Source organism: Leisingera sp. ABD4_442 (assembly GCF_056160905.1).
Genome location: NZ_JBSWYB010000008.1, coordinates 22,253 through 42,383, shown reverse-complemented (window position 1 = coordinate 42,383; position 20,131 = coordinate 22,253). Strand labels below are relative to the sequence as shown.

Genomic DNA, 20,131 nt, shown 5'->3' with positions numbered 1-20,131 from the left:
CGGCGGCGGGCAAAATGCCCGCCTCGCGGGCGGAATTTCCGGCGAAACTGCTCCGGTTCGTGTTGACTCTGCCCCGTCCCCTTATATAAGCGCGGCTTCATTGGTGTTGGTGGCCCCCGCAAGGGGATGCCTGTCATGCCCGGATCCTGGATGCGGAGCAAGAGGACAACGCCCTTCGATTGTTGCGGGTGATCCTGGAGCAGGTGAACACAGACGGTGCAGTGGCAGATGCGATTGCAGCCCGGAATGTGGGAGCCGGTTTTCGGAAACAGCTGCAATGCCATTAAAGAAGGAGATCAGCCGTGACCAAACGCACGTCTGCCAAGTACAAAATTGACCGCCGCATGGGCGAAAACATCTGGGGCCGCTCGAAGTCCCCGGTCAACCGCCGCGACTACGGCCCGGGCCAGCACGGCCAGCGCCGCAAGGGAAAACTGTCCGACTTCGGCATCCAGCTGCGCGCCAAGCAGAAGCTCAAGGGCTACTACGGCGACCTGACCGAAAAGCAGTTCCGCCGCATCTACGGCGAAGCCGTGCGTGTGTCCGGCGACACCGGTGAAAACCTGATCGGCCTGCTCGAGCGCCGCCTGGACGCCGTCGTCTACCGCGCCAAGTTTGTGGCCACCGTCTTTGCGGCCCGCCAGTTCGTGAACCACGGCCACGTGACCGTGAACGGCAAGCGCGTGAACATCCCCTCCTACCGCGTCAAAGAAGGCGACGTGATCGAGGTCCGCGACAAGTCCAAGCAGATGGTTGCCGTTCTGGAAGCCACCCAGCTGGCTGAGCGCGATGTGCCGGATTACATCGAAGCCGACCACTCCAAAATGAAAGCAACCTTCGTGCGCACACCCGCCCTGGGCGACGTGCCGTACCCGGTTGTGATGGAACCGAACCTGGTCGTCGAATTCTACGCCAAGAACTAAGCCTTCTGCCCCTTGGGCATCTGGCGGAAGGGCTGTCCTCTGGGGCAGCCCTTTTTCGTTTGCCCGCGGTCCAGCCGGATCCGCAAAAGCCGGTAGCCCTGCGCGCCGCCTGCCACTATCCTGACAGCAAAACGACAGGGAGTGAGAGATGAAATCCGTATTCAAAGCCGCCGCCGCTGCTGCCGTCTGCCTGGCCGCTGCCGCCGCGGGCGCCGCACCGTTGAAACTGGCGCCGGCAGACCCGCAGCCCTCTGGTGTCAAGCCGGGGCTGGCCGTCGTCTACGCTTATCCCCATGACGTGAAATCTCTGGCAGAGGCCTCCTCGGCGCTGAAAATCTCCAGCGAACCGGGCCAGCCTATCGCAGGCCTGGACAATCGCGACACGGAAGAGGGGCAAAACACCCTGACCGCCAAACGGGCGCTGAACGTGGTCGCGCGGATTACCGGCTATGTAAATATCGCCCAGCCCGGTATCCACAGCATCGACTTCCTGACCAACGACGGGCTGCGCGCCACGATCGGCGGCCAGGTGGTGGGTGAATTCGATGGACGCCAATCCTGTGACAGCACAATCCTGACAGAAGTCGAAGTGCCTGCGGCCGGCTGGTATCCGGTTGATATCCTCTATTTCCAGCGTCAGGGCACCGCCTGCCTGCACATGCGCATGGGGCCTGAGGGCAAACGCCCGAAATGGATGAAAGACAGCGCCTTCGGCCACTGACCGGCTGCGGCTTCTTTCTGGTTGCAAATACTCCGGGGGAAGCCCGCAGGGCTGGGGGCAGCGCCCCCCACCTCCGCTACAGCGGCAACGGGCGTCCCTCTGCGATGGCCTCCATCGCAAAATAGGACGTCACGCTGTCCAGCTCCACGCCGGAGATCAGCCGCTGATACACCCTGTCATAGCTCGCCATGTCCTCGGTCACCACTTTCAGCTGGTAATCGTAATCGCCGCCGATGCGGTGAAAATCCACTACCTCGGGAATGGTCAGCACATGGCGGCGGAAGGTCTGCAGCCACTCCGCTGAATGATGCCGGGTACGCAAGAGCACAAACACAACCAGATCCAGCCCCAGCTGCTTGCGGTCCAGCCGCGCGGTGGAGCCCTGCAGCAGCCCGCTCTCGTTCAGCGCCTTCAACCGCCGCCAGCAGGCGTTCTGCGACAGCCCCACCTTGTCGGCCAGTTCCCGTTGCGACAGGCTGGCGTCCTGTTGCAGCGCCCCCAGAATGGCGCGGTCAATTTGATCGGCTGTTTTGCTCATGTGCAGATCATATGACACCGGATCTATGTAAACCACTCAGGAATTGATTAAGTTTTCCCACCTACTACCGTTCATGATGCCTCCACAGATTTCGGAGGCACGGCATGACACTGGCAGCATTCAAACAGACAATCGCGCAGGCCGCACAGGACGGCACCCTGAGCCGCAGCGTGATCGGCGACGGGGTGATGATCCCCGGTCTCGATGGCGAGGTGCCGCTGGTCTATGCCGACTACGTCGCCTCCGGCCGGGCGCTGCGCCAGGTGGAGGATTTTGTGGCGTCCCAGGTGCTGCCCTTCTACGCCAACTCCCATACTGAGGCCTCTTATTGCGGTACTCAAATGACCCGCCTGCGCCGCGAGGCGCGGGCTGAAATCGCCCGCATGACCGGCGCCACTGGGGATGATGCGGTGATTTTCACCGGATCGGGCGCCACCGCGGGCCTAAACCGGCTGGTCAGCCTGTTCGGCGTGAACGAGGCAGACCGGCCGGTTGTTTTCATCGGCCCTTATGAGCATCACTCCAACATCCTGCCCTGGCGTGAGAGCAAGGCTGAGGTGGTGGAAATCCCGGAAGCCCCCGGCGGCGGAGTGGATCTCGCAGCTCTGGAACAGGCGCTGCAGGACCACGTAGGCAGCGATCTTAAAATCGGCAGTTTCTCGGCGGCCTCCAACGTGACTGGTATTATCACCGATCCGGACCCAATCAGCCGCCTGCTGCATGCCCAGGGCGCGCTGGCGGTCTGGGACTACGCCGGCGGCGGCCCCTACCTGCCTGTCGATATGGGCGGTAACGGGGCTGCGCGCAAAGACGCCGTGGTGGTCTCGCCGCACAAGTTCCCGGGCGGTCCCGGCGCCTCTGGCGTGCTGATCGTCAGCACAGCAGCCGTGCGCCGCCGCTGCCCCTCCTGGCCGGGAGGGGGAACAGTCAGCTTTGTTTCCCCTTGGCGCCATGAATACAGCGGCGACCTGGCAACCCGCGAGGAGGCCGGCACCCCCAATGTGATCGGCGACATCCGTGCGGCCCTGGCGTTCCTGGTCAAGGAAGCCGTGGGGCAGGAGCAGATCGAAGCCCGCGAAGCGCAGTTTGCACAGATGGCCTGGGACGGCTGGTCGGCAAACCCGCGGCTGCGCGTCCTTGGCCACCCTCATGCGCACCGGCTGCCGATCTTTTCCTTCCTGGTCTCGGACGGCGCAGGCAATCCGGTGCACCAGCAGCTGTTCACCCGGATGCTCAGCGACGTCTTCGGCATCCAGGCCCGCGGCGGCTGCGCCTGCGCAGGCCCCTATGCGCACCGTCTGCTGGGCATAGGCCAGGCAGAAAGCGAAACCCTGTTTGCCGACCTGCAGGCTGGCGAGGAAATGAAGAAACCCGGCTGGGTGCGGCTCAACTTCTCTTACCTGATGGAGGCGGAGACGGCGGCCTATATCATCGCCAGCGTCAATGAACTGACCCTCAGGGCAGGAGCATTGTCTGCCCGCTACAACGCTGATCCGGAAACCGCACGGTTCAAGGCACTGGTGGCCTGAACCCATATGCGCAGGGCGCTTTCCCGGCCTGGGGAAGCGCCTCACATACTTGTGATATCTAGGCATCACAGCCCGGCGTTTAAAGGGGGAAACTGCGCGGCAAATCCCCCGGGACAGCGCTAACAGGGCCATGGCACACTTCAACCAGTTGTTAAAGAGTTGGAGCAAAGTCATGGCCCTCAAGCTTTCCGCCCCTGTTGGTGACAAGAAACGCATCACCAAACCGGACCCCAAGACCGGCGAAAGCAAATTCAAACCGGTCAAGAACGCCCCCGCCGACGTTGAACTCGTCCGCCTGATGCTCAAGGCAAACGGTTATTCGATCGAGGTCAGCACCAAATGCGATGGGGCTCTGATCAAGACCATCAAGGATTTCCAGAAAAAGAAACTGGGCTTCAGAAAGCCCGACGGCATCGTCGATCCCGGTATGCGCACCTGGAACGCAGGCCTGCCCAAACTGGCCGCAATGCACGCTGCCGACACCAAGATCGAGCGGGTCGAGGTCGTCGAGAACGGCAAGACCAAGCTGATCACCGTTGCCGAGTTCGAAGCCGGCCAGGAGGAGCTGCGCCGCAAGCTGCTGGCCAAGGCCAACATGATGTACGGCCAGGCCGAGTCCTGGGTCGATTTCTGCAATGAGGTCGAGAGCACTCGCCAGGGCAATGACACCTTCCTGAATGCGCTGACTGAATTCGCCGTCAGCGTGGTCAACGATAAGACCGACCCGCCCTGGACCGCGATCCTCAATGCCCGGTCCGAGGCAAGCTTCCTCAAGACACTGACCAGTAAGAAAAAGCCGGACTGGAAAAAGGTTTATAAACAGGACGTCAAGGCGTCCAAGGCCTATAACACCGGCGGCAAGGCCTTCAAGAAATTCATCGACCAGCGGATTGCCACCGCCGGCGGCATCGTCTGGAAGCTCGAAGTGGTGCGCGAGGTCTCCTTTGCCGTGGTCGAAACCTATATGACCGCACGGCTGGTTGCGACCAAAGGGATGTCGCCCGCTAAGGCCCATGCTATCGCCGCCGCCAGCACCGAGGCACTGAAATCCAGTGCCGGCCAGCTGGGGGAGCATCTGGCGGGCAACAAGGTCACTTGGGACGGTGCTGCCAAAAAGGTCTTCATCGACAGCTTCATCGCGGGCCTTGCGGGTGCTGCCGGCGGCAAACTGACGGCCAAGCTCTCGGCGGGCCTCGCCGACGACCTGGCCAAGGCCGCAGCCTCCAAATTGTCGCGGGAGATGCCCAAGAAGGCGGTGAAAGTTTTCTTTGAGAAGTTCCTGAAATCCAAGGCCGGCGAGGCCATGGTGACAGAGGCCCTTAAGGAAACCATCGGTCTGGCCAAGCCCCTGATCGAAAAGGGCCGCCCGCCGAACACCAAGGAGATCAAGGAAAGCATCGCCAAGATCCTGACCGCAGGCATCATGTCCGCAGGCGCAGGCAAGGCGCTGGAGAAATTCTCTTCCGGCTTTACGGGGGCTGCAGAAAAGTTCCTCAAGACCAAATTGGCGCCTGCCGCAATGGAGGGCGCGGTCAAGAAGGACCTGATTGCCAAATACGGCACCAAGGCCACGGAGGATTTCATCAAGCTTCACGGTGATGCCATCTATGGCGAGATTGCCAAACAGATCTCCGGCAAAACGCTCAGCAAATACGCGGGCGAGGCGCTGAATGGCGCCGACGGCTCGCAATCGGCCTCGACCATGCAGAAACAGGCCAATGAGGCGATGCGCAAGGACATGGAACTGCGCAAGCAGATCCAGAAGATCATCATGGCCGAAGCCAAACGCAAGATGCCCAAGTCGGCAGCTGCGCATTAACGCAGGCTGCAGTGTCTTGGCGCTGCCGCCGGGGGGACGGCAGCAATGGGGGAGCGTCATCTTGGTGCTTCCCCGTCCGCGTTTGGGCCGCTATGACGGGTTGGAATTAAGGAGCCCGTATTATGACCCAACTCACACCGCAGCCCGGTATCATGGACATCGCTCTGTATCAGGGCGGGGCTGCCCATGTGAAAGGGGTGAGCAATGTTGTGAAGCTCTCCTCGAACGAGAACCCCCTTGGCCCCAGCCCGCGCGCCATTCAAGCGATGCAGGACGCGGCGGCCAATATGCACCGCTATCCCAGCTCGGATCACGCGGCGCTGCGGCAGGCCATCGGCGAGGTGCACGGGCTGGATCCGGAACAGATCATCTGCGGCGCCGGCAGCGACGAGATCATTGCCTTCCTGTGCCAGGCTTACGCCGGTCCGGGGGACGAGGTGCTCTATACCGAACACGGCTTTGCAATGTACCGCATCAGCGCCCTGGCCGCCGGGGCCACCCCGGTGGAGGTGAAGGAGCGCGAGCGCGTCACAGACGTGGATGCGCTGCTGGCGGGCTGCACCGCCAGGACCAAGCTGGTGTTCATCGCCAACCCCAACAACCCCACCGGCACCATGATCAGCGAGGCCGAGGTGGCGCGGCTGGCCGATGGCATCCCCGCGGGCGCGCTCCTGGTGCTCGACGGTGCCTATGCGGAATATGTCGAAGGCTTTGATGCCGGCGCGGCCGTGATTGCCTCCAGCGGCAACGTCTTCATGACCCGTACCTTCTCCAAGATCTACGGCCTCGGCGGCGCACGGATCGGCTGGGGTTACGGCCCCAAGGAAATCATCAATGTCCTGAACCGGGTGCGCGGGCCCTTCAACGTCTCCAGCACCGCGCTGGCAGGGGCTGAGGCCTCGGTGCGCGACACAGGTTACGTGGACCATTGCCGCACGGAAAACGCCAAATGGCGCGCCTGGCTGGCCAATGCGCTGGCAGAACTTGGTGTTCCATCAGACGTCTCCAGCACCAATTTCATCCTGGCCCGCTTCTCCAGCCAGGCAGAGGCAGAGGCCTGCGACCTGTACCTGCAAGCGCAGGGGCTGATCGTGCGCAGGGTGGCGGGCTACAACCTGCCGACTGCGCTGCGCATCACCATCGGCGACGAGGACTCCTGCCGCCGCATCGCGCAAGGCGTCAAAGCATTCAAAGAGGGGCAGGCATGAGCGAACACGTTTATGGCCGCGTCGCGCTGATCGGCCTGGGTCTCATTGCGTCCTCGATGTTCTGGGCGATGAAACGCGCAGGCCTGGCGGGCGAAGTCACCGGCTATGCCCGCAGCGCGGAAACCCGTGCGACAGCGCGCAAGATCGGCCTCTGCGACCGCGTCTGCGACAGCGCGCAGGACGCGGTTCGCGACGCCGATCTGGTGGTGCTCTGTGTGCCTGTCGGCGCCATGGGCCCGGTGATGGAAGACATCGCGCCAGTGCTGAAGCCCGGCGCCACCGTGTCGGATGTGGGCTCTGTCAAACGCCACGTGATCGACGCGGTGCAGCCGCACATCCCCGAAAGCGTGCATTTCGTGCCCGCCCACCCGCTAGCAGGGACGGAGCATTCCGGCCCGGAATCCGGCTTTGCCGAACTGTTCGATAACCGCTGGTCGCTGCTGGTCCCGGTTGAGGGCACTGATCCGGAGGCCACCGCCCGACTGCGTGCGCTGTGGGAGGGCATGGGCGCCAATGTCGACGAAATGGACGCCGACCACCACGACCTGGTGCTGGCCGTCACCTCGCATACACCGCATCTGATTGCCTACACGATGGTGGGCGTCGCCGACGACCTGCGAAGGGTCACGGACAGCGAGGTGATCAAATATTCCGCTGCGGGATTCCGCGACTTCACCCGCATCGCGGCCTCGGATCCTACTATGTGGCGTGACGTGTTCCTGACCAACAAGGATGCCACGCTGGAAATCCTGGGCCGTTTCACGGAGGAGCTTTTTGCCCTGCAGCGCGCCATCCGCACCGGCGACGGCGACCACCTGCACGACTATTTCACCCGCACCCGCGCCATCCGCCGCGGCATCATCGAGGCCGGCCAGGACACCGACGCGCCGGACTTCGGGCGGAGCCAGAAGAAGTGATGCGCGCCGGGCTGGCACTACTGACGCTGCTGGCCGCCGTCTGCGCCGGCATAGCATCGGGCGCGGCGCCGGAAACGTCGCTCCAGCCCGCCGCACGGCCCGCGGCCACAGCTTATGAACCCGCGGCCTTTGCACCGGCGGCAGACCTCCGCCCGGCCCTGCGTCCGCAATCTGAGCAGGTCCTTGCCGCGGCGGCCCGTCCGGCTGCGCTGCCGCTGCTGGCCCCCGGGGCCTCCTTACAGCCCTTCGCGCGCCCGGACAGCCTGGCGGAGCAGGTGCTGTTCAAGCGCCGTCAGCGCCGCAAGGGCTCAGTCTGCGGCGACATTGGCATTCAGGGCGATCAAGCCGGCGATATTGCGGGCACGCTGCCCGGCTGCGGCGCCAAGGACGCCGTGAGGGTGCGCGAGATCGCAGGCGTGCGCCTCAGCCAACCCTCGCTGATGACCTGCAACACCGCTCGCGCGCTGAAGACCTGGATCAACCGCGAGGTCGAAACCGCCTTTGGCCGCCGCAACAAGGTGGTGGGCTTGCGCGTTGCCGCCCATTACGCCTGCCGCACCCGCAACAACCGCCCCGGCGCCAAGATTTCGGAACACGGCAAGGGGCGGGCGATCGACATCTCCGGCTTCACGCTTGCCAGCGGCGAGACCGTCACCGTCCTGAAGGGCTGGCAGAACCGCAAGACCCGCAAGAAGCTGAAAAAGATCTGGCGCGCCGCCTGCGGCCCCTTCGGCACTGTGCTGGGGCCCGAGGCCGACCGCTATCACAGGGATCACTTCCACCTCGACGTGGCCCGCCACCGCGGCGGATCCTATTGCCGCTGACGGCACAGACGGCAACCTAGGATCCCCTGTTCATCTGGCCGCAAATATCCCGGAGCGCGAGGCAGAGCCTCGCAGTAACGCCGGGCAGCCAAGCGCCAGCCGCAGCGAGGCGGCGAGCTCCCGCGCCTGAAAGTGCCCCAAGGGGCACATTACAGCCTTGGGCCGGGCGCGCTGCGCGCGCAGTAAAGAACTGCTGAGAGGCGCTTCAGGGGCAGGATTGCCCTGAAGCGCCATTCCAAGTGTGATGGTATGTGCCTGTAAAGGGTAAACGGCGCTATGCGCCACCGCTGCGCGGCCCTTGACAGGCGGGGCGGGCAGGCTGGGGCTGTCAGCGGATAATCAGCCGCGGCGCATGGCCCAGCGGCAGCGGGCCAAGCGTTACATAGCCGTCCGCAAACTCCAGCGTAATATCCAGATTGCGCGGGTTGCCGCTGGCCTCGGCCAGCAGCCCCAGAACCCGCTCCACCGTGCCCCGCAATGCAGGCGCCAGCACGCCGCTGCGTTCGGCCATCAGCACCAGCCCGCGCCAGTTCTCTGCCTGCAGCGCGATCTCGCCCTCCGGCAGCCCCTGGTCATCCACCATCAGTGCGCCGGCTGCCCTGAGACGCAGGCCGCCCCAGTGCGCTTCGGCCAGTTTCAGATCGATACGGCGCGGCTGCGGCCGCCGCTGCTCCAGCGCGGAGCGGTCCCAGGGCACGTCAAAGGCAACCGTCATTTCCAGCGTCAGCGTATCGAACCGCTCCGGCAGCGGCGCGCTGGCCGCCAAGAGCCGCCGCCAGGCCGCGCGCGGTGCAAACTCCCGGATATCTGCCGAGATCCGGTAGGCCTCGGGGCGGGCGGTCTGCACCATGCGCAGGTCCAAGTCGCTGCCGCTCAGCACCGTTTCGCCGCCGCGGGCAATCTGCCAGCTGTCCGCCGCGGCGGCCAGTTGCTCCAGCTCCAGCGCCGTTCCAGGCTTCAGATGCAATCCCGTCTGCAGCCCGTCTGCGGTGATCACCACGGTCTGGTCGAAATAGGACAGCCGCTGTGCCGTGGCCGGAAAGTGCAGCTCCAGCTGCCCCGGCCAGGCGGCGGGGCTCGCCAGTTCCAGCCAGTCTGCCCGCCAGGCGGTGCCGCTGCGCGGATCCGCCAGCGCGGGACGGCTGATCCGGGTCTGATGGCGGAACGGATAGCCCTGCGTTTTCAGCCCCGCGTGCTCTGCCTGCCAGCCCCGGCTCTCCTGCGCCGCGAACCAGGCCGCGATCCCGCTCCTCAGCCCCCAGGCCGCTGCTGCCCAATACAGGCTCCACAGCAGAAAAGCAGCAATCAGCAGTTTCGCCAGGCGCATCGGATAGCCTCTTTTGTCCGCAGCAGGATTGCTGTTTATAGGGGAGGAGCAGAAAGGGCCAGACAACATGACGATGTGGGTATTCGGATACGGATCACTTCTTTGGAACCCCGGTTTCCCGGTGGCGCGGCGCGAGGTTGCGGTGCTGCACGGCTATGCGCGCTCCTTCTGCATGTCCTCGGTCCATCACCGCGGCAGCGAGGAAAAGCCCGGCCTGGTGCTGGCGCTGGACGCCGTCCAGGATGCCCATTGCAAGGGCATCGCCCTGGCGGTCGAAGCAGGCCACGAGGAGCAGACCCTGGCAGAGCTGCGCGAGCGCGAGCTGATCTCCTCGGCCTATCTGGAGCGCGACCTGGAAGTTGAGCTGGCGGATGGCTCCATGGTCACCGCCGTCACCTATGTGATTGACCCGCATCATGTGCAGTATTGCGGTGGCCTCAGCCTGGAAGAACAGGCCCAGATCATCGCCCATGCGGTGGGTGGCCGCGGCCCCAATACCGAATACCTCTACAACACGGCGGAGCATCTGGCCGAGATCGGCCTGCATGACAGCGATCTGGATTGGCTGGCGGGCCGGGTACGGGAAATCACCGCTTAAAGCCTTCACAGGGCCGGCCGGGACGAGGCTGGTTTCTTGTTTTAGAGGACCGCCTCAGCCACAGGCCCGGCCTGCCGCGCCAGCGGCAGGCACGCGTCCACCCGCCCCGCGGCGGGCGCGTGCCGCTTCCGCCCGGGCGAATGCTCAGTTCCAGGATTGGGCCAGGATTGGGACACAGTGCCGGTTCCTTCCGCCGTTTCAGCCGGACAGCCATAAAGCCTTGGCGCTTTTGACACTTTGCTTATAGGCTGCGAACGCAACACGAGCAGACAAAAGTGTCAGGAGCCACAGAATATGGCGCAGCCAGACCGCAAGACCCGGCCGCAGTTCTCCCAGCCGGTGCGGCAGATCATCATGATGCTGATCGCACTGGGGCTATCGGGGTTCGGCGCCTTTGTCGCCCTGCCGCGGGTGCTGCCGGTGTTTCAGGCAAACCCCTGGCTCAATGGCTTTATCGTTCTGGTCTTCGTGATCGGTGTACTGGCCTGTTTCTGGCAGGTGGTGCAGCTGATTGGCTCGGTGCGCTGGATCGAACGCTTTGCCGCGGGCGATACCCAGGACCACCGCCGCCCGCCCTCGATACTGGCCCCCTTGGCCTCGCTCCTGGGCTCGCGGTCTGCGCGGATGCAGCTGGGCTCCGCCTCAACCCGTTCCATACTGGACTCGGTTGCCAGCCGCATCGACGAAGACCGGGAGATCACCCGCTACATCGTCAACCTGCTGATCTTCCTGGGCCTTCTCGGCACCTTCTACGGCCTTGCCACCACCGTTCCCGCCGTTGTCGACACCATCCGCAGCCTGGCCCCGCAGGAGGGCGAAGAAGGCCTGTCGGTCTTCAACCGCCTGATGACCGGGCTTGAGGCGCAGTTGGGTGGCATGGGTGTCGCCTTCGCCTCCTCGCTCCTCGGCCTGGCCGGTTCCCTGATTGTCGGTCTGCTCGAACTCTTCGCAGGCCACGGCCAGAACCGGTTCTACCGCGAGCTGGAGGAATGGCTCTCCTCGATCACCCGGGTCAGCTTCTCCTCGGGCGAGGACGGCGCCAGCGACAGCGGTGTGGTCTCCCAGGTGCTCGACACCATGGCAGAGCAGATGGAGGCGCTGCAGGTCATGTTCGTTGAAACCGCCGAGGGCCGCGCGGCGGTGGATCAGCGGCTTTCTGACTTGGTCGAAACCATCGAGGAAATGAACCGCCGCCAGGATCAGACCGGCACCATTACTGCGGCGCTGGACCGGGTTGCGGTGGGGCAGGAGGCGCTGACCGAAATCCTGCGCAGCCAGAGCGAACAGGGCGGCATTGACGCCGAAAGCCGGATGCGGCTGCGATCGATCGACGTGCAGATGCTGCGCATCCTCGAGGAAATTTCAGCCGGGCGTCAGGAAAGCCTGACAGAGCTGCGCAAAGACATCGAACTGCTGATCAAGGCCTTTGCACGGCCGCGCGGACTGTCACGCGGCGGCCTGCCGGGCCGGGACGCGGGGGAATAATCCATGGCCCTTTCCCGGCGCACAGGACAGCGGTTCCAGGCCTCGATCTGGCCGGGGTTCGTCGATGCGATGACCGGGCTCCTGTTGGTGCTGATGTTTGTGCTAACCATCTTCATGGTGGTGCAATTTGTGCTGCGCGAGACGATCACCGGCCAGGAAAGCCAGCTGGATGAGCTGTCCGCCGAAGTCAGCGCGCTGGCCTCTGCCCTAGGGCTGGAAGAACGCGAAAACAGCCGCCTGAACGCCCGGCTGGGGGCGCTGACCTCGACCCTCAACACAGCCGAACAGGACCTGGCGCAGGCCCGCAGCCTGATCACCTCGCTCACCGCGGAACGCGACCGCCAGGCTGGGGAACTGGCCGAGGCCGCCAGCCGCCTCACCAGTTTCGAAGCCCAAGTGGCGGCCCTGATCGCCAGCCGCGACGCTGCCCAGGCACGGGTTGCGGACCTGAGCGCAGAGCGCGAAACTCTGGAGGCGGCCCGCGCCGCTCTTCTGAGCGAGCAGGACGCCTTGAACCTCGCTTTGGCTCAGGCCCGCGGCGAGATCGACGCCCAGGCAGAGGCCGCTCGCCTGGCCGCAGCGGAGCGCGCGGCGATGGAAGCGCTGATCGCCAGCCTTGAGACGGAACAGGCCGAAAAGACCGAGGAAATCGCCGGCCTTCAGGAACAGCTGAGCGCCGAGGAAGCGGCCCGCCTGGTCGAGGCCGCCGCTGCCGAGGCGCTGCGGGAGAAACTGCAATCCGCGGATGCGGAGCTGACCGCGATGACCCTGGCGCTGGAGGCGCAGCGGCAGCAGGCAGAGGACACGCTGACCCTGCTGGCAGCGGCGGAGGCCGCAAAGAAACAACTGGACGCACAGCTCTCGGAACTGGAGGCCGCCCGTGCAGGCTCTGATGCCGAAGCCGGCCGGCTGGCGGCCGAACTGGCAGAGGCCAGGGCCGCCCTGGCGGCTGCACAAACCCAGGCCGGTGAGCAGGCTGGTGAGCTGGATGTGCTGCGCCAGCGCCTGCTGGCGGCCTTGGCCGCACAGGAAACGGCAGAGGCGAGCGCCTCCGAACGGCTGACCCAGGCGGAGGAACGCGCCGCCTTGCTGGCCCAGGCCCGGGATGCGCTGTCGCAGGAACAGGCGGTGTCAGAAGAGGCCCGCCGCGAAACCGCGCTGCTCAACCAGCAGGTGGCGGCCCTGCGCGAACAGCTGGGCGGTTTGCAGGCCATTCTGGATGACTTCCAGGCGCGTGATGCCGCACAGCAGGTGCAATTGCAGAACTTGGGCCAGGATTTGAACGCAGCCCTGGCCCGGGCGGCCTCCGAAGAACGCAAGCGGCGGCTCTTGGAAGAGCAGGAGCGCAAACGGCTTGAGGCCGAGGCTGCGCGGCTGGAAGCCGAAGCAGGCCGCCTTGCGGATGAGGCGCAGGATCTGGCGCGCTACCGGTCCGAATTCTTTGGCCGCTTGCGCGATCTCCTGGGCACGCAAGAGGGGGTGCGGATTCAGGGCGACCGCTTTGTCTTTGCCTCTGAGGTGCTGTTCGACCCGGGCAGCGCCACCCTGTCACCGGCAGGCCGGGTGGAGATCGCCAAGGTGGTGTCGATCCTGCAAAGCGTGGTGGCGGCGATCCCGCCGGAGATCAGCTGGATCATCCGGGTGGATGGGCACACTGATAATTCGCCGCTGCTGGGGCATCCGAAATTTGCCGACAACTGGGAACTCAGCCAGGGCCGGGCGCTGTCGGTGGTGCGCTACATGGTGGAGGCGCTGGGGGTGCCGCCTTCGCGCCTGGCGGCCAACGGGTTCGGGGAATACCAGCCGGTCAATCCCGCGGACACTCCGGAGGCCCGCGCCCAGAACCGCCGGATCGAGCTGAAGTTCACCGAGAAGTAGGGCTCCGCCGCTGCCGTGCTGCGGCCTGGGTCCGTCCGCTCTGTCCGGTCCGCCCGGTCCCGCCTGTCGTCTGCCCGGCACCTGACGGCGGCGGCTTGCGGGGTGCAACCCGCTTCACTAATGGAGACAAGCTACTAGTTACACACGGGTTGCGGCCCCACCGGGCAGCAGGGCCCTTCTTAAACTATTGCGAAGGCGGGAATTATCAAATTTGAAGGCGGTCCTGCAGGGGCCTTGCAGCTCCGGCAATCTCCCGCCCGGCGCCAGGCCAGCCCGGGGGCTGTCCGCGCAGGTTGGGTCGCGCAGCCGCCGCGGCTTGCGCCCCGGCGGCTGCGGGCGACGGGTCTAGTCGGCGGCGTTTGCCGCGGGGGCCGGGACCGTCATGGCAGCAGTGAAACGGTCCACTTCCTGCCCGCCGCGCAGCAGCCGGGCGGTGCCGGTATAGGTGCCGGCCGGCCAGTGCCCGCCGCGCAGGCGGCGCCCCGCCGCGCGGTAGAACTGCGCCTGGGTCTTCTCCAGGGTCTCGCTGTGGGAGATGAGCTCTCCGCCCGGGCCGGTCACCGTCAGCGCAATTCCGTCGCCCGTCCGGCCGCCAAAGGCATAGGCCCAGAACACAAAGGCAGGTGCATCCGGGGCCAGCGGCGCCGCATCCGCGCGGCCCGCCTTGATGGCCTCATAGTCCGGCAGGGCAGGGCTGAAGCCCGCACCCAGGAAGCCGCCCGGCTGATAGGCCGGCGGCTCCGCCCAAAGCGTCGTGCCGCCGCCGGAGCCGCAGGCATTCAAAGCCTCCGGTGCAAACGGGTCCACGACCGCGCCCTCCTTGCGCACCGAAAGGTGCAGATGCGGGAATTGGGTCTTGCCGGACAGGCCGGCCTCGCCCAGCACATCGCCGGCCTTGACCCTGGCGCCGGGTTCCACCCTGACAGAGCCCCTTTTCATATGGCAATACTGGGTTTCCCAGCCGCCGCCGTGGCGCAGCACCACGCCATTGCCGCATTCTTTGCCCTCAATCGCGGCGGCATTTGCCTCCGTAGCATATTGGTCGGCCATGCTGTTGCGGGTACCCAGGACAACCCCGTCCGCGGCCGCGCGGACAGCAACACCCGCCTCCATGTCCGACAGGTAGGGCAGGGCAAAATCCGTGCCCTTGTGGCCTTCATAACTCAAACTGCCGCAGGTGAAATCCGCCGCTCCAGGGCCGGGGTCATGATCCACGAACTGCTGGATGTGGCAATCCTCGCCTAAGGTGCAGTCAAGCGGCAACTGCAAACGAAAATCGCCCGCCGCGGCAGGCGCGGCGAGCGATAGGGAAATCAAGGCGATGGCGCGGCGCATCAATCCGCGGTCAGAAGCGGCGGCTTGTCGCCGGAGATCCGCGGCTTGCCCGGGCCTTCCAGGCGCAGATCCAGCTTGCCGTCCTTGATGCCGACCTGCACCACGCCGCCCTTGGTCAGCTTGCCGAACAACAGCTCCTCGGCCAGCGGCTTTTTGATGTGCTCCTGAATGACACGGCCCAAGGGGCGCGCACCCATGCGGTCGTCGTAGCCCTTGTCGGCCAGCCATTCAGCCGCCTTGCGGGTCAGTTCGATCGAGACGTTGCGGTCCATCAGCTGCGCTTCCAGTTGCAGCACGAATTTCTCGACCACCTGCAAGATCACCTCTTTGCCCAGCGGCGCGAAGGAGATCACTGCATCCAGGCGGTTGCGGAATTCCGGCGTGAAGGTGCGCTCAATCGCGGCGGTGTCCTCGCCCTCGCGGCGGTCGCGGCCAAAGCCGATGGCGGCCTTTGCCATATCCGAGGCTCCGGCGTTGGAGGTCATGATCAGGATCACGTTGCGGAAATTCACTGTGCGGCCGTTGTGGTCGGTCAGTTGGCCGTTATCCATCACCTGCAGCAGGATGTTGTAGACATCCGGATGCGCCTTCTCGATCTCGTCGAGCAGCAGCACACAATGCGGATGCTGATCAACGCCATCTGTCAAAAGGCCGCCCTGATCAAATCCGACATAGCCCGGAGGCGCGCCGATCAGGCGGGAGACCGCGTGTTTCTCCATGTATTCCGACATGTCAAAGCGCAGCAGTTCGACGCCCAGCTGGTCGGCCAGCTGTTTCGCAACCTCGGTCTTGCCGACGCCGGTCGGACCTGCAAACAGGTAGTTGCCGATGGGTTTTTCCGGCTCGCGCAGGCCCGCGCGGGCCAGTTTGATGGCGCTGGACAGTGCAGTGATCGCATCATCCTGGCCAAAGACCACGCGCTTCAGCGACTTCTCCAGATCCTTCAGAACCTCGGCGTCGTCCTTCGACACGTTCTTGGGCGGGATGCGGGCGATCTTGGCCACCACAGCCTCGATCTCCTTGACGCCAATGGTCTTGCGGCGCTTGCTCTCGATGATCAGATGCTGTGCAGCACCAGCCTCATCAATGACGTCGATCGCCTTGTCCGGCAGCTTGCGGTCGTTGATGTAGCGCGCCGACAGCTCCACCGCGGTCTTGATCGCATCGCCAGTGAACTTGATGCCGTGATGCTCCTCGAAATAGGGTTTCAGCCCTTTCAGGATCTCGATGGAGTCTTCTACCGTCGGCTCATTCACGTCGATTTTCTGGAACCGGCGGGAGAGCGCCCGGTCCTTTTCGAAATGCTGGCGGAACTCCTTATAGGTGGTGGAGCCCATGGTGCGCAGCTTGCCGCCCTGCAGGGCAGGTTTCAGCAGGTTGGACGCATCCATCGCGCCGCCAGAGGTTGCACCGGCGCCGATCACAGTGTGGATTTCGTCGATGAACAGCACCGCATCCGGGTGATCTTCCAGTTCAGTCACCACCGCCTTCAGCCGTTCCTCGAAATCGCCGCGGTAGCGGGTGCCGGCCAGCAGCGCGCCCATATCCAGGGAGTAAATCGTGGTTTCCGACAGGATCTCCGGGGTCTCGCCAGAGACGATGCGGCGCGCCAGGCCCTCGGCGATGGCGGTCTTGCCGACACCGGGGTCGCCGACCAGCAGCGGGTTGTTCTTGCGGCGGCGGCACAGCACCTGGATGCAGCGCTCCACCTCGTGGTCGCGTCCGATCAGCGGGTCGATATCGCCATCGCGGGATTTGGCGTTCAGGTCAACGCAGTATTTCGCCAGCGCCGACTCTTTCTTCTCGCCCTCGGGCGCAGCGGTCAGATTGTCCTCTTCCTGCTCCGTCGCGCCGCTCACCGGGCGGGATTCGCCGTAGGCCGGGTCCTTGGCCACGCCATGGGCGATGAAATTCACCGCGTCATAGCGGGTCATCTCCTGATCCTGCAGGAAATAGGCGGCGTCGCTCTCGCGTTCGGCAAAGATGGCGACCAGCACATTCGCCCCCGTTACCTCAGTCCGCCCCGAACTCTGCACGTGGATCGCGGCACGCTGAATGACGCGCTGGAAGGCGGCAGTCGGCACCGCCTCCGATCCGTCGATATCGGTCACAAGGTTGGCAAGATCCTCATCCACGAACTCCACCAGCGAGGATCGCAACTCACTTAGGTCGACGCTGCAGGCGCGCATCACGCGGGCCGCGTCGGGCTCGTCGATCAGGGCCAGAAGCAGATGTTCCAGTGTTGCGAATTCATGACGGCGTTCATTCGCCAGCGCCAGCGCTGCGTGAATGGCCTGTTCCAGGGTGCTCGAGAATGAAGGCACGGGCGTGCTCCTCTGATCTTGGGTTGGCCGGTGGGGCGGTATTAACCAACCCCTCAGTTCAACCATGTGCTTATAAGGTTAGAGTTTGGTTGATAGAGCGCCGGCTTCAAGGTCTTTTCTTCATTTTGGGGTCACAATTATTTTCTCCCTGTTGCGCCCCGATACACTTGATTGGCTCAGAAATTGTCCTTGCGGCTGCGGATTTCGGCAAAAACGTCTGAATCTTCAGCGTCTTGCATGCCCAGATGGGCTCTCACCGCACTGTCACCAGCGCGCAGGAACGGGTTGGTGTCAAGTTCCAGCTGCAGCAAGGACGGCACCGTCGGCACCCCGTCCGCCCGGTCCTTTGCGATATCGCTTACCCGCGCCTGCAACGCCGGGTTGCCGGGGTCCACGGCGACTGCAAAGGCACCGTTAGCCTGGGTGTATTCATGTCCTGAATAAACCATAGTTTGCGGCGGCAGCGCGGCAAGGCGCGACAGGCTGGCCCACATCTGCTGCGGGGAGCCCTCAAACAGCCGCCCGCACCCCAGCGCCATCAGGCTGTCGGCGGTGAAAACCGCCGCGGCGCCGGGCATGTAAAAGGCGATATGGCCCACCGTATGGCCGGATACATCCATCACCTGCACCTCTTCGCCCATCAGGGTGAAGCTGCCGCCGTCCTGCACCGCCATATCCAGCGGCGGAAGCCGGTGCGCGTCCGCCTCAGCACCGATCACCTTGGCGCCATAGGCCTCGCGCAGCTCTGCCACCCCGTCCACGTGGTCCCAATGGTGATGGGTCAGCAGGATCCAGTCCAATCCCCAGCCGCGCTCCGACAAGGCGGCTTTGATGGCGCCGGCCTCGGGCGCATCCACCAGCGCGGTCTCGCCCGACGCCGGATTATGGATCAAAAAGGCATAGTTATCCGACAGGCAGGGCAGGGTGATGATCTCAAGAGGCATGGTCATTCGCCTTTACATTGCTAAACTGCGCCCAGATTGGCCGAAGCAGCAGGCGCCCGCAATGCATCTTGATGTTCAGGATCTGAGGAATTTCTACTACCGCAGCACGCTGGGGCGTGCAGCGCAGGCCTCGATCCGCGGCCGCCTGCTGGAATTATGGCCGGAGGCAGAGGGGCAAACTGTGGCAGGCTTCGGTTTTGCTGCGCCCTTGCTGCGCCCCTACTTGCCGCAGGCGCGCCGGGTGATGGCCTTGATGCCGGGGCCGCAGGGGGTGATGCAATGGCCTGCAGGCATGCCCAATGTTTCGGTCCTGTGCGAGGAGACCAGCTGGCCCATGGACACCGGCCGCATCGACCGGCTGGTGGTGATGCACGGGCTGGAGACCTCGGAACAGCCCTCCAAGCTGCTGGAAGAGTGCTGGCGGACGCTGGGGCCGGGGGGCAGGGCGATTTTCGTCGTCCCGAACCGGGCGGGGTTCTGGGCGCGCTCGGACCGGACCCCTTTCGGCTTTGGCCGCCCCTATACCTTGCGTCAGCTGGAGGCACAGCTGCGCGCGCACCAATTTGCCATCGAACAGCACACCGCCGCGCTCTACCGGCTGCCCAGCCACAAGCGGTTTTGGCTGAAATCCGGCGCCATGCTGGAAAAGATGGGCCGCAAACTGCCCGCGATGCTGGCCGGCGGGGTGTTCATGGTCGAGGTCAGCAAGCAGACCTACCCGCAAAAGGGCCATATGATCCGCAGCAAGACCCCCAGCCGCATCCGGGTGCTGGAAGGCCTGTCCAATCCGATGCCGGAACCGGCCTGATCCCGGCACCGCCAAGCGCCGCGCTTCCGCAGGGCAGCTTGCTGCTGTCCGGAGCTGTTCTCAGGCCGTATTTGCTCAGGCCGTATTGATTGTGATCTGAGAAGCAAACTCCAGATTGCTGCTCAGCACGGGCGGATTGGTGACATTGTCGTATTCATAGGCTTCGCCGCCGTCGTGCGTATTATCAACCCAGCCGTTTTGCCCCAGGTTGAGTTCTGCGATTGGAACCATTCCCCGGTCCTCCCAGGAGGTTTCGTAGTTTTCCACCAGATCCTCTTCCGAGTACTCGACGCCCTCCGGAACATAGATCAGCGCCAGCCCGTGATCTTCACCGCCAGAGCAGCAGGCATCAGCCGGGTAATAGGAGGTCACATAATAGACCGGCAGAATGGTTCCCCCGGTGCCTTCCGGAAACTCCAGATCCAGCTCGTCCTCTTCATCCATTCGGAAGCTGCCGCGCACGGTGCCGCGTTCAAACACTTCCTCCGGCTGCCCGGGCGTATAGATCAGCCGAACGGTATCGGCAGTTTCCCCGTTGTTCCCGGCGTCTTCGTCCGTGGTGTCGATGTTCTGGCCAAGCCCCGTGACCACTGTGTCCGCACCGCCCTGGCCAAGCCAGATGCGGAACTCGCTGGTGGTGTCCGGATCTATGTAGACCGTCTCGTCTTCACCGGTTCCTTCAAATACTTTGGCACCGTAAAGTTCGTCGAGCGTTTCAGGGTCGATCTGCTCCGGTTCGCCATCCTCGGTGACGATTGTCAGACCGTCCTCTTCGACTGGCGGCGTGCGGCCTTCCTCTGAGGGTTCGGCGCTTTGATCTTCATCATCGCTGTCGATAACGGCTGCCGCAATGGCAACACCAGCAGTTGCGATCAGAATGGCTGCAAGCATGAAGAGGTCCCGGTTGAAAGTGCTCTCAAAACAAACGCATTAATTGCAAGGGCCAGCTGTTA

The 20,131-nt window shown here is 64.3% G+C and carries 17 protein-coding genes; 11 read left to right on the top strand and 6 right to left on the bottom strand.

The window, feature by feature from the left end; translation table 11 throughout:
• Window positions 1–302 precede the first annotated feature (302 nt).
• Both rpsD and ACXAHG_RS08785 read left to right on the top strand, forming a co-directional pair.
• Window positions 303–923, top strand: coding sequence for a 30S ribosomal protein S4 (gene rpsD / locus ACXAHG_RS08790; RefSeq protein WP_475041827.1), 621 nt, complete (start codon window positions 303–305; stop codon window positions 921–923).
• 148 nt (window positions 924–1,071) lie between these two features.
• Window positions 1,072–1,644 carry a PA14 domain-containing protein gene (locus ACXAHG_RS08785; protein WP_475056878.1) on the top strand — a complete coding sequence of 191 codons (573 nt, stop codon included), beginning with the start codon at window positions 1,072–1,074 and terminating at the stop codon, window positions 1,642–1,644.
• Window positions 1,645–1,720: 76 nt separating this feature from the next.
• Here ACXAHG_RS08785 and ACXAHG_RS08780 read toward each other — a convergent pair whose 3' ends face one another.
• Window positions 1,721–2,182, bottom strand: coding sequence for an Lrp/AsnC family transcriptional regulator (locus ACXAHG_RS08780; RefSeq protein ID WP_475056876.1), 462 nt, complete (start codon window positions 2,180–2,182; stop codon window positions 1,721–1,723).
• A 104-nt stretch (window positions 2,183–2,286) separates the two neighbouring features.
• Here ACXAHG_RS08780 and ACXAHG_RS08775 point away from each other — a divergent pair, with 104 nt between their 5' ends.
• From ACXAHG_RS08775 to ACXAHG_RS08755, 5 genes are all read left to right on the top strand, one after another.
• The gene (locus ACXAHG_RS08775; protein WP_475056875.1) at window positions 2,287–3,711 is read left to right on the top strand and encodes an aminotransferase class V-fold PLP-dependent enzyme; all 1,425 of its coding nucleotides are present in this window, start codon (window positions 2,287–2,289) and stop codon (window positions 3,709–3,711) included.
• Window positions 3,712–3,883: 172 nt separating this feature from the next.
• Entirely contained in the window at window positions 3,884–5,530 is a 1,647-nt protein-coding gene (locus ACXAHG_RS08770) for a peptidoglycan-binding protein (protein ID WP_475056874.1), read from the top strand.
• A gap of 122 nt (window positions 5,531–5,652) precedes the next feature.
• Window positions 5,653–6,738 (top strand): histidinol-phosphate transaminase, encoded by a 1,086-nt coding sequence (gene hisC, locus ACXAHG_RS08765; RefSeq protein WP_475056872.1) that lies wholly within the window; start codon window positions 5,653–5,655, stop codon window positions 6,736–6,738.
• Complete coding sequence (locus ACXAHG_RS08760) at window positions 6,735–7,655, top strand: prephenate/arogenate dehydrogenase family protein (protein WP_475056871.1); 921 nt, start codon at window positions 6,735–6,737, stop codon at window positions 7,653–7,655. Before hisC ends, ACXAHG_RS08760 begins: the two co-directional genes overlap by 4 nt.
• Window positions 7,655–8,479, top strand: a complete 825-nt coding sequence (locus ACXAHG_RS08755) for an extensin-like domain-containing protein (protein WP_475041836.1) — start codon at window positions 7,655–7,657, stop codon at window positions 8,477–8,479. Before ACXAHG_RS08760 ends, ACXAHG_RS08755 begins: the two co-directional genes overlap by 1 nt.
• Window positions 8,480–8,807: 328 nt before the next feature.
• On the opposite strand, the gene ACXAHG_RS08750 is transcribed toward ACXAHG_RS08755, so the two are convergent.
• Window positions 8,808–9,806: a DUF2125 domain-containing protein gene (locus ACXAHG_RS08750; protein WP_475056870.1), complete on the bottom strand. Its 999-nt coding sequence runs from the start codon at window positions 9,804–9,806 to the stop codon at window positions 8,808–8,810.
• 67 nt (window positions 9,807–9,873) lie between these two features.
• Between ACXAHG_RS08750 and ACXAHG_RS08745 the strand changes: the two genes are divergently transcribed.
• From ACXAHG_RS08745 to ACXAHG_RS08735, 3 genes are all read left to right on the top strand, one after another.
• Window positions 9,874–10,404, top strand: a complete 531-nt coding sequence (locus ACXAHG_RS08745; protein ID WP_475041840.1) for a gamma-glutamylcyclotransferase — start codon at window positions 9,874–9,876, stop codon at window positions 10,402–10,404.
• Window positions 10,405–10,698: 294 nt separating this feature from the next.
• Complete coding sequence (locus tag ACXAHG_RS08740) at window positions 10,699–11,889, top strand: biopolymer transporter ExbB (RefSeq protein WP_475041842.1); 1,191 nt, start codon at window positions 10,699–10,701, stop codon at window positions 11,887–11,889.
• Window positions 11,890–11,892: 3 nt separating this feature from the next.
• Window positions 11,893–13,767 carry a peptidoglycan -binding protein gene (locus ACXAHG_RS08735; RefSeq protein ID WP_475056869.1) on the top strand — a complete coding sequence of 625 codons (1,875 nt, stop codon included), beginning with the start codon at window positions 11,893–11,895 and terminating at the stop codon, window positions 13,765–13,767.
• Between the two features lie 345 nt (window positions 13,768–14,112).
• Here ACXAHG_RS08735 and ACXAHG_RS08730 read toward each other — a convergent pair whose 3' ends face one another.
• The 3 genes from ACXAHG_RS08730 to gloB all read right to left on the bottom strand — a co-directional run bounded on the left by ACXAHG_RS08730 (window position 14,113) and on the right by gloB (window position 18,376).
• Complete coding sequence (locus tag ACXAHG_RS08730; protein WP_475056867.1) at window positions 14,113–15,102, bottom strand: M23 family metallopeptidase; 990 nt, start codon at window positions 15,100–15,102, stop codon at window positions 14,113–14,115.
• Window positions 15,102–17,426: an ATP-dependent Clp protease ATP-binding subunit ClpA gene (gene clpA / locus ACXAHG_RS08725; RefSeq protein ID WP_475056866.1), complete on the bottom strand. Its 2,325-nt coding sequence runs from the start codon at window positions 17,424–17,426 to the stop codon at window positions 15,102–15,104. Before clpA ends, ACXAHG_RS08730 begins: the two co-directional genes overlap by 1 nt.
• Window positions 17,427–17,602: 176 nt before the next feature.
• Window positions 17,603–18,376 carry a hydroxyacylglutathione hydrolase gene (gene gloB, locus ACXAHG_RS08720; RefSeq protein WP_475041848.1) on the bottom strand — a complete coding sequence of 258 codons (774 nt, stop codon included), beginning with the start codon at window positions 18,374–18,376 and terminating at the stop codon, window positions 17,603–17,605.
• Between the two features lie 55 nt (window positions 18,377–18,431).
• Here gloB and ACXAHG_RS08715 point away from each other — a divergent pair, with 55 nt between their 5' ends.
• A complete protein-coding gene (locus tag ACXAHG_RS08715; RefSeq protein ID WP_475041849.1) occupies window positions 18,432–19,178 on the top strand; it encodes a class I SAM-dependent methyltransferase in 747 nt (248 codons plus the stop codon).
• A 75-nt stretch (window positions 19,179–19,253) separates the two neighbouring features.
• Here ACXAHG_RS08715 and ACXAHG_RS08710 read toward each other — a convergent pair whose 3' ends face one another.
• On the bottom strand, window positions 19,254–20,069 hold the full coding sequence (locus tag ACXAHG_RS08710) for a hypothetical protein (protein ID WP_475056865.1): 816 nt from the start codon (window positions 20,067–20,069) through the stop codon (window positions 19,254–19,256).
• Window positions 20,070–20,131 lie beyond the last annotated feature (62 nt).

Bases quoted from the DNA above. Each gene is read 5' to 3' on its own strand.
- ACXAHG_RS08785 (WP_475056878.1), top strand. From the start codon at position 1,072: ATGAAATCCGTATTCAAAGCCGCCGCCGCTGCTGCCGTCTGCCTGGCC.
- ACXAHG_RS08780 (WP_475056876.1), bottom strand. From the start codon at position 2,182: ATGAGCAAAACAGCCGATCAAATTGACCGCGCCATTCTGGGGGCGCTG.
- ACXAHG_RS08775 (WP_475056875.1), top strand. From the start codon at position 2,287: ATGACACTGGCAGCATTCAAACAGACAATCGCGCAGGCCGCACAGGAC.
- ACXAHG_RS08770 (WP_475056874.1), top strand. From the start codon at position 3,884: ATGGCCCTCAAGCTTTCCGCCCCTGTTGGTGACAAGAAACGCATCACC.
- hisC (WP_475056872.1), top strand. From the start codon at position 5,653: ATGACCCAACTCACACCGCAGCCCGGTATCATGGACATCGCTCTGTAT.
- ACXAHG_RS08760 (WP_475056871.1), top strand. From the start codon at position 6,735: ATGAGCGAACACGTTTATGGCCGCGTCGCGCTGATCGGCCTGGGTCTC.
- ACXAHG_RS08755 (WP_475041836.1), top strand. From the start codon at position 7,655: ATGCGCGCCGGGCTGGCACTACTGACGCTGCTGGCCGCCGTCTGCGCC.
- ACXAHG_RS08750 (WP_475056870.1), bottom strand. From the start codon at position 9,806: ATGCGCCTGGCGAAACTGCTGATTGCTGCTTTTCTGCTGTGGAGCCTG.
- ACXAHG_RS08745 (WP_475041840.1), top strand. From the start codon at position 9,874: ATGACGATGTGGGTATTCGGATACGGATCACTTCTTTGGAACCCCGGT.
- ACXAHG_RS08740 (WP_475041842.1), top strand. From the start codon at position 10,699: ATGGCGCAGCCAGACCGCAAGACCCGGCCGCAGTTCTCCCAGCCGGTG.
- ACXAHG_RS08735 (WP_475056869.1), top strand. From the start codon at position 11,893: ATGGCCCTTTCCCGGCGCACAGGACAGCGGTTCCAGGCCTCGATCTGG.
- ACXAHG_RS08730 (WP_475056867.1), bottom strand. From the start codon at position 15,102: ATGCGCCGCGCCATCGCCTTGATTTCCCTATCGCTCGCCGCGCCTGCC.
- gloB (WP_475041848.1), bottom strand. From the start codon at position 18,376: ATGACCATGCCTCTTGAGATCATCACCCTGCCCTGCCTGTCGGATAAC.
- ACXAHG_RS08715 (WP_475041849.1), top strand. From the start codon at position 18,432: ATGCATCTTGATGTTCAGGATCTGAGGAATTTCTACTACCGCAGCACG.
- ACXAHG_RS08710 (WP_475056865.1), bottom strand. From the start codon at position 20,069: ATGCTTGCAGCCATTCTGATCGCAACTGCTGGTGTTGCCATTGCGGCA.